Genomic DNA, 8,442 nt, shown 5'->3' on the forward strand with positions numbered 1-8,442 from the left:
GCTCAGCAGATCGAACTCGACGATCGGCGGAGCGGTCGGATCATCGGAGCTCAGGCGGACGTTGCCGCCCGGGGACTCCGGACGCATCAGCGCGACGAGGATCTTCGCAAACTCGGTCCGGGCGGCCGGTCCGAGATGGTTGAGCGCGAGCAGTTGGATGCCGTCCCGATCGACGATCGATGCCGTGGCCAGCCCGCGCTGTGCCTGGTCGAGTCGAGCCCGAGGCTCGTCGCTCAGGTGCAACAGCAACCCCGCTGCCGGATGGTCACGAAGCCCCGTCCCCGCGGTGGTCGCGCCGGAGCGCAGGAGGATGGTCGGCGTGTGGATCGCCCCGGCGGAGAGCACCACCGCGTCCGCGCCGATCCGCTCACCGTCGGCGAGCACGACGCCGACGGCTGCACCGGAATCGTCGAAGGCCACCCGGTCGACGAGACGGTCGCTCAGGACCTCGAATCGGGGATCGCCCGCGCCCAGTGGTTCCCACAGATACGCCTCCGCCGACGTGACCCGACGCCCGTCGCTTCGCGTGAGTGGGCACACCTCGGCGTCGGCGGCTGCGTCGAGGAGGAGCCGGTCGATCCGGCCGAGCTCGGATTCGTCGGGGCGCTGCTCCGGGATCAGGCACCGATTCCAGGCGGTGTCGACCTCGGAGCGGTCCCAGCCCCACGAGGCGTACACGTCGGGATCGCCGCGGAGCGCGACCATTCCGTTGACCACGCTCGACCCTCCGACGCCCCGTCCACGGAGATATCGCGACTCCGGGCCGCCGACGGTGCGTCGAGCGACCAGTTCGGTGTACATGCGGCCCTCGACGCCTTGAGCGGCGAACGCATCGCTGCCGTCGATCTCGGCGAACGGGTCCTCGCGGTGGAAGGGGGCACCCGCTTCGATCAAGGTCACGTGGTGACCGGCGTCGAACAGGCGCCGTGCCGCGACACACCCGCCCGAACCCGCACCGACCACGACCCACCTCACGACGCGCAGCTCACGGGGAGCTTTCCACCAACGGTTCCGCTCGAGCCGGTTCGCACGATGCCTTCCCCTCGACCTGCGTCACGCAGCGGCGGTCCGGGCGGGCAGGCCGGCGAGATGGGCCGAATCGTTGTAGCGCACCACGGTCCACGGTCGGTCGGGCTCGGCCGGCGCCGTGAAGCCGGTCAGCGAGGTGTTGAGCGTGTTCAGATGGAACCCGCCGGTCGAATCCAGGCCGGTCACATGACGGAACACGGCGTCGACGACACCGCCGTGACACGCCACGACGACATGTCGCCCGGGATATGTCGCGAGCACGCGCTCGAGTGCGCCGCGAACTCGTTCGTGGAACACGGCGGTCGTCTCGCCACCGGGGAAGATCTCGACGTGCGGGTCGCCGTTCCAATCCGGTGTTCCGAACCGATCGACGTACGCATCGAAGGTCATCCCGTCGATCTCGGGTCCCGGGTCGTGCTCACCGAACTCGGGCCAATGATCACCGAATTCGACCGCTCCCAGCGCCGGCCGGATGATCTCGGCGGTCTCGATCGCCCGCGCGAAGTGGCTGGTCAGCAACACATCTGCGTCGAGTTCACCGGTTTCGCCGAGCCGCGCAGCGAGTCGCTCCGACTGCTGTCGACCGAGACCGCTCAGCCCGGTGCAACTCCGGTGGCCGCCGATCACCCGTTCGACGGTCACGTTCGACTCGCCGTGTCGGACGAGGGTGATCGTGGTCGGCTCAGTACTCGGTGTCGACGCCACGACCCGAGCGTACGCCGGAGAGACCGGCGGCCACGGGGCGCGCGATCTTCGCGACGGCTGTGTGAAATTTCTCGCGAAATGCTGGTCGGGAGCGGATCCGCTCCGTATGGTCGCGCCGGTGTCCCACCGACATCGCATGACGATCCGCACCCTCGACCAGGATCCGCGGGTCGACCAGGTCATCGCGGGAGCGGCAGCGCTGGGTCTTCCCCCGGTGAGCGGACTCACGATCGCCGATGTCATCCACATCGACGCCGACCTGTCCGACGTCGACAAACAGCGCCTCCACGGCCTGCTCGTCGATCCCCTGCTGCAGATGGGTTCCTGGAGCGTCCCGACGGACCCCGCGGTCGAGATCGGGCTCCTTCCCGGGGTCACCGACACCGCTGCCGATGCGGTTCGTCACGCGGCGACGTCGCTCGACATCGGCGTCGAATACGCGGCGACGGGTCTGCGTGTGGAGTTCCACGACGAAGTCGACGAAGCGACCCGACGCACCGTCATCGCCCGACTGCTCGTCAACCCGATCGTCGACCGCTGGGGTGACGGCACGATCGAACCCCTCCGTCCCGGATCCGACGACTCGGTCGGCACGGCATCGTCGATCCCGATCCGCGGTCTCGACGACGCTCAGCTCGCGGAACTGAACGCGGAACGCGCGTTGTCGCTCGACCCCGAGGAACTGCGCACGATCCGCGACCACTACGAGTCGATCGATCGAGACCCGACCGACGTCGAGATCGAGACGCTCGCCCAGACGTGGAGCGAACACTGCGCGCACAAGACGTTCCGCGCCGTCGTCCACGCGCTCGAGCCCGGGTCGACCGAGGCATTCCAACGCACGTCGTTGATGCGCCAGCTGCGCTCGTGCACCGAGGAGATCGACGCGCCGTTCGTGCGATCGGCCTTCGTCGGCAATGCGGGGGTCGTGGAGTTCCACAAGGGAACGACGCTCGCGCTCAAGGCCGAGACCCACAACCATCCGTCGGCGGTGGAGCCCTTCGGCGGCGCCAACACGGGTGTCGGCGGGGTCATCCGTGACGTGCTCGGAATCGCCCACAAGCCGATCGCGATCACCGACATCTTGTGTTTCGGACCGACCGATCTTCCGTTGAGCGAGCTGCCCGACGGTTCGCTCCATCCACGCCGGATCGAGGCGGGTGTGATCGACGGGGTGGCCGACTACGGCAACAAGATCGGCCTGCCGACCGTCGCGGGAGCGATCCTGTACGACCCGGCATACACCACCAACCCGCTGGTGTTCGCCGGCTGCATCGGTGCCGCTCCGACCCGACCGCTCCACGAAGGTCCGCATCCCGGCGACCGGGTGATCGTCCTCGGTGGAGCGACAGGACGTGACGGCATCCGGGGTGCGACCTTCTCGTCCGCAACGATGGACGCGACCACGGGTGAGGTCGCCGGAGCGAGCGTCCAGATCGGCGATCCGATCGTCGAGAAGCTGCTCATCGACGTCCTCGTCGGGGCCGAGGACATGTACACCGCGATCACCGACTGTGGCGCGGGCGGCCTGTCGTCGGCGGTCGGCGAGATGGCCGAGGGCGTCGGCGCGGACGTCGATCTCGCGCTCGTCCCACGGAAGTATCCCGGCCTCGAGCCGTGGGAGGTCTGGCTCTCCGAGGCCCAGGAGCGGATGGTCGTGTCGGTCCATCCTCGCGGCGTCAGCGCGCTCGCCAACCGGTGTGAGAAGCATGGTGTGGGCTGGTCCGACATCGGTTCGTTCACCGGCGACGGACGTCTCGTCGTGCGCAACGGTGAAGCGATCGTCGCCGAACTCGACACCGCCTTCCTCCACGACGGACGACCGCAACGCCACATGAACGCGGCGCTGCCCGACCCCAAGCGCAGCGGGGCGACCAGCCGTGTGGTCACCGATCCCGCTGCGTCGTTGCTCGCGCTGCTGCGCCACCCGAACATCGCGTCCAAGGCGGCGACGATCCACCGGTACGACCACGAGATCCTCGGCGCGACCGTCGTGCGACCGCTGATCGGAGCGGCGTCGGACGGTCCCGCCGACGGTGTGGTGATCGCCGGTCCGACCGACACCCACGGCTTCGCGATCGGGATCGGCGTCAACCCCTGGTACGGCCTGCACGATCCGGAGGCGATGGCCTTCGCAGCGGTGGACGAAGCCGTCCGCAACGCCGTCGCCGTCGGCGCCGATCCGGATCAGATCGCGCTGCTCGACAACTTCTCGTGGGGAGATCCGCGGCGCGAGTCGACGATGGGCGACCTGGTCGCCGCCGTCGACGGGTGCTGCGCTGCGGCGTTCATGTTCAACGCCCCCTTCGTGTCCGGCAAGGACTCGCTCAACAACGAGTACATCGGCGGTGACGGCGAACGCCATGCCGTCCCACCCACGCTCGTCATCACCGCGGTGGGCCACGTGCCCGACGCCGACCACTGCATCACGCCCGACCTGCTCACGCCCGGAAATGCGCTGCTGCTGATCGGTTCGACCGAGTCCGAGTTCGCCGGATCCCACTTCGATCTCGTCCACGGCGAACCCGACGACCCGGGCGTCGTCCCGGCTCCCGACACCGATGCGGCGATCAACTACCAGCGGCTGCACACCGCGATGCGCGCCGGTCTGGTGGTGTCGTGCCACGACGTCAGCGAAGGCGGACTGGCCGTCGCACTGGCCGAGATGTGCATCGCCGGCCGACTCGGTGCGACGATCACCGAGCTCCCCCACGACGACCTCGCCACCGCATTGTTCGGCGAATCGATCGGCCGCCTCGTCGTCGAGGTGGAGGAGCGAAGCGTCGCTGCGTTCCGGAGGATCATGGACGACGATGTGACCCGTCTGGGCCAGGTCAGCGAACGGCGGGTGCTCACGCTGCCCGGTGTCGAACCGATCCAGATCGCCGCACTCGTCGATGCCTTCAACAGCCGCGCCCACCTCGGGAGCGACGCATGAGCCGGATTCCTGCGGTCGTCATCACCGGGCCCGGCACCAATCGTGACCACGATGTCGCCCTGGCGCTCGAACTGGCCGGCGCCGAAGTGCGCATCGTGCGCGCCAACGAACTGATCACCAGCCCCCGGTATCTCGATGACGCCCGGATCGCCGTGGTCGCCGGCGGGTTCAGCTATGCGGACTCGCTCGGCGCCGGGCGGATGATGGCGCTCGACCTGACGCTCGGTCTCGGCGACCGACTCCACGAGTTCGTGGGTCGGGGTCGACCGCTGCTCGGGATCTGCAACGGGTTCCAGGTGCTGAGTCGGACCAGCCTGATCCCCGGAGCGCTCGGACACAACGCTCAGGGCGTCTTCGACTGTCGGTGGGTCGTGCTCGATCGCGCGGCGAAGAGCAACAGCATCTGGACGAAGGGGATCGACGACCCGATCCACTGCCCGATCGCTCACGGCGAGGGTCGTTACGTCCATCCGGATCCCGCATCGCTCGAGGCCGCCGGCCAGGTGGCGCTGCGCTACCGGAGCACGAACCCGAACGGTTCGGTCGACGACATCGCCGGGGTCAGCGATCCGAGTGGGATGGTGCTCGGCCTGATGCCCCACCCCGAGAACCACATCGTCGCCCGCCAGCACCCGCACTATCGACGAGGGGGAGGCGGGCCGAGCCATCTGGGTCTACGGATCTTCGAGGCGGGCGTCGCCCACGCCAAACAGCGATGAGCGACCTGCCCACGCCGCTGACCGAGATCGACCTCCCGTTCGGCGACCGTCGGGACGGCAAGGTCCGGGTGTCGTTCGCGCTCGGTGGCGACCGGATCGGTCAACGGCTGTTCGTGACCACCGACCGGCTGTCGGCATTCGACCGGATCATCTCCGGTGTGGCGTACAAGGGTCAGGTCCTCAACGAGTTGTCCGCCTGGTGGTTCCGCACCACCTCGGACATCGTCGCGAACCATCTGATCGAGACGCCGGACCCGAACGTCACGATTGCACGGACCGCCGCTCCCCTGCTCGTCGAGGTGGTCGTGCGTGGGCACATCACCGGCGTGACCGACACCGCTCTCTGGACCGCCTACGAGCGCGGGGAACGGACGATCTACGGCCATCGGCTGCCCGATGGCCTCCAGAAGAACGAGCCGCTCCCGCATCCGATCGTGACCCCGACGACGAAGGGTGACGCCGGCGGACACGACGTTCCGATCACGTGCGACGAGGTCGTCGAGCAGGGCCTGGTCGAGGCGGATCTCTGGAGTCGAGTCCGATCGGCTGCGCTCGCGTTGTTCGAGCGTGGAGTCCAGCGCGGCCGCGACGCCGGCCTGATCCTCGCCGACACGAAGTACGAGTTCGGGGTCGCCGAGAACGGCGAACTGCTGCTGATCGACGAGGTCCACACACCCGATTCGTCGCGGTGGTGGGTCGCGGCGACCTACGACGAACGCGTCGGGTCCGGTGCCGAGCCGGAGAGTCTCGACAAGGAAGTCGTGCGCCGGGCGCTCGCCGCCGCCGAATTCCGCGGCGATGGAGAGATCCCGACCCTGGGCGACGACGTCTGGTCGGCGACGAGCGCCCGCTACGTTGATGCCTACGAACGGCTCACCGGCGAGTCGTTCGAGTACGCCGACTATCCCGCCGCCTCGCGCATTCGTGACGCGGTCGCCCACCTGGAGTGACATGACCCGATCGATCCCGGTCCAGACGGTTCCCACCGAAGTCGTGGGCGAGGACGTCGCGCACGACGAGTGCGGGGTCCTCGGGCTGTCCACTCCCCACGGAGATGGAGTCGCTCAACTCGCGTTCTTCGGGCTCTTCGCGCTCCAACACCGGGGCCAGGAAGCCGCGGGGATCGCGGTCAGCGACGGCAAACGCGCCCGGGTCCACAAGGAGCCGGGTCTCGTCTCGACGGTCTTCACCCCCGAAGCGCTCAAGCCGCTCACCGGGTACCACGCGATCGGCCACACGCGTTACTCCACCACCGGTTCGAACGCCGAACGCAACATCCAGCCGTTCCTCGTCGAGACCATGCACGGGCCGCTGTCGGTCGCCCACAACGGCAACCTCGTCAACGCGACCGCACTCCGCGACGAACTCCTGCACAAGGGATTCGGACTGACGGCCACGAGCGACACCGAGGTGTTCACACTGATGCTCGCTGCCGCGGGCGGGCGCAACTGGCAGGAGCGCATCGAACGCACGCTTCCGGCGTGGAAGGGTGCATTCTCGCTGGTCATCCTCGCCGCCGACCAGGTGATCGCCGTGCGCGATCCGTGGGGCTTCCGGCCCCTGTCGGTCGGGCGTCTCCCCCACGGTGGCCACGCCGTTGCCTCCGAGACCTGTGCGCTGTCGACGCTGGGCTGTGTCGACATCGACGAGGTCAAACCCGGCGAGATGGTCACGCTGCGCGGTGCCGAGATCGAGCGCCAACAGGTGCTCGCGCCGCAGGCGAACTCGGCGCGCTGCACCTTCGAATTCGTCTACTTCTCTCGTCCCGACTCGGTGTGGGATTCCAAGTCGGTTCACCAGGTGCGCCAACAGCTCGGCGTCGAACTCGCCCGCGAATCGCTCGTCGACGCCGACGTCGTGATCCCGGTTCCCGACTCGTCGATTCCCGCGGCGATCGGCTTCTCGAACGAGAGCGGCCTGCCGTTCAACGACGGTCTGATCAAGAACCGCTACATCGGACGGACGTTCATCGAACCCACACAGGACATCCGTGAGCGCGGCGTGGCGCTGAAGTTCAACGCCCTCAGCGAGAACCTTGCCGGCAAGCGGGTGATCATGATCGACGACTCACTCGTCCGCGGGACCACCGCCGGGCCGCTGGTGAAGCTGGTCCGTGACGCCGGCGCGGCAGAGGTCCACCTGCGGATCACCTGCCCGCCGATCACCCACGCGTGCCACTTCGGGGTCGACATGGGCCACGACGGCGACCTGATGGCCGCCCAACTCAGCGTCGCGGAGATCCAAGAACACATTCAGGCCGACAGCCTGGCGTTCCTCTCGTTGGACGGGATGATGCGTGCCGTCGCCGGGCGTGCCGGAGGCGACGACGACGGATACTGCAACGCATGCTTCACCGGCAACTATCCCCTCGCGGTGGGTGACGCTCAGGCGAAGCTCGCGTTCGAGGGTGTCCTGCACTGATGCGAGTCCTGATCCTCGGTGGCGGAGGCCGCGAACACGCGTTGGCGTGGGCGTGTCGTCGTACGGGACACGCTGTCCGCCTCGCTGCGGATCTCGGCAGCGCGACGATCGACGACACCGACCTGGTGATTCCGGGGCCGGAGTCCGCACTCGTCGCCGGGGCCGCCGATGAGTGTGCGCGGCGTGGGATCCCGTGCTTCGGACCGACGGCCGAGCTCGCACGTCTCGAGTCGTCCAAGGGCTTCGCGCGCCAACTCGCAGCAGACCTCGGCATCCCCGGGCCGACGTTCGCGCGCTTCGAGCCATCGCCGTCGGTCGTCGACGATGCGCGCGCCTGGTGGCGCGAACTCGGTGCCGGTGTCGTCGTCAAGCTCGACGGCCTCGCCGGAGGCAAGGGCGTCGTCGTCCCCGATTCCGACGGGGAGACCGATGCGGCGATCATCGACGCCGCGCAATCGGGGGCGTTCGTTCTCGAGGAGCGGATCAGCGGGCCCGAGTTCTCGCTGCTCGCCCTGTGCGACGGCACGACCGCGGTCGGCCTCCCGCTCGCCCAGGACCACAAGCGGATCGGTGCGGGCGACACCGGACCGAACACCGGAGGCATGGGCGCCTACGCCCCGGCCCCGATCC

General features: G+C 68.5%; 6 protein-coding genes and 1 pseudogene. 5 read left to right on the plus strand and 2 right to left on the minus strand.

Annotated features, from left to right (window positions below):
* Together WBV89_RS06460 and WBV89_RS06465 are read right to left on the minus strand one after the other, a co-directional pair.
* Positions 1–975 (minus strand): GMC family oxidoreductase N-terminal domain-containing protein (locus WBV89_RS06460; RefSeq protein WP_423980511.1); only part of this gene is annotated, 975 nt, incomplete at its 3' end.
* Positions 976–1,053: 78 nt separating this feature from the next.
* On the minus strand, positions 1,054–1,734 hold the full coding sequence (locus WBV89_RS06465) for a histidine phosphatase family protein (RefSeq protein ID WP_423980512.1): 681 nt from the start codon (positions 1,732–1,734) through the stop codon (positions 1,054–1,056).
* A 136-nt stretch (positions 1,735–1,870) separates the two neighbouring features.
* Here WBV89_RS06465 and purL point away from each other — a divergent pair, with 136 nt between their 5' ends.
* The 5 genes and pseudogenes from purL to WBV89_RS06490 all read left to right on the plus strand — a co-directional run.
* Positions 1,871–4,672 (plus strand): phosphoribosylformylglycinamidine synthase subunit PurL, encoded by a 2,802-nt coding sequence (purL, locus tag WBV89_RS06470; protein ID WP_423980513.1) that lies wholly within the window; start codon positions 1,871–1,873, stop codon positions 4,670–4,672.
* The gene (locus WBV89_RS06475; RefSeq protein WP_423980514.1) at positions 4,669–5,391 is read left to right on the plus strand and encodes a phosphoribosylformylglycinamidine synthase subunit PurQ; all 723 of its coding nucleotides are present in this window, start codon (positions 4,669–4,671) and stop codon (positions 5,389–5,391) included. Before purL ends, WBV89_RS06475 begins: the two co-directional genes overlap by 4 nt.
* Positions 5,388–6,341 carry a phosphoribosylaminoimidazolesuccinocarboxamide synthase gene (locus WBV89_RS06480; protein WP_423980515.1) on the plus strand — a complete coding sequence of 318 codons (954 nt, stop codon included), beginning with the start codon at positions 5,388–5,390 and terminating at the stop codon, positions 6,339–6,341. Before WBV89_RS06475 ends, WBV89_RS06480 begins: the two co-directional genes overlap by 4 nt.
* A 1-nt stretch (position 6,342) precedes the next feature.
* Positions 6,343–7,812 carry an amidophosphoribosyltransferase gene (gene purF, locus WBV89_RS06485; protein WP_423980516.1) on the plus strand — a complete coding sequence of 490 codons (1,470 nt, stop codon included), beginning with the start codon at positions 6,343–6,345 and terminating at the stop codon, positions 7,810–7,812.
* Positions 7,812–8,442: pseudogene (locus WBV89_RS06490) on the plus strand (phosphoribosylamine--glycine ligase); the annotation flags it as partial. The gene purF and the pseudogene WBV89_RS06490, both read left to right, overlap by 1 nt.

Origin of the sequence: Ilumatobacter sp., assembly GCF_049588435.1 — a bacterium.
Taxonomy (GTDB): domain Bacteria; phylum Actinomycetota; class Acidimicrobiia; order Acidimicrobiales; family Ilumatobacteraceae; genus Ilumatobacter_A.

Excerpts from the sequence above, each read along its gene's own strand:
- WBV89_RS06480 (WP_423980515.1), top strand. The coding sequence starts at position 5,388 with ATGAGCGACCTGCCCACGCCGCTGACCGAGATCGACCTCCCGTTCGGC.
- WBV89_RS06475 (WP_423980514.1), top strand. The coding sequence starts at position 4,669 with ATGAGCCGGATTCCTGCGGTCGTCATCACCGGGCCCGGCACCAATCGT.
- purL (WP_423980513.1), top strand. The coding sequence starts at position 1,871 with ATGACGATCCGCACCCTCGACCAGGATCCGCGGGTCGACCAGGTCATC.
- purF (WP_423980516.1), top strand. The coding sequence starts at position 6,343 with ATGACCCGATCGATCCCGGTCCAGACGGTTCCCACCGAAGTCGTGGGC.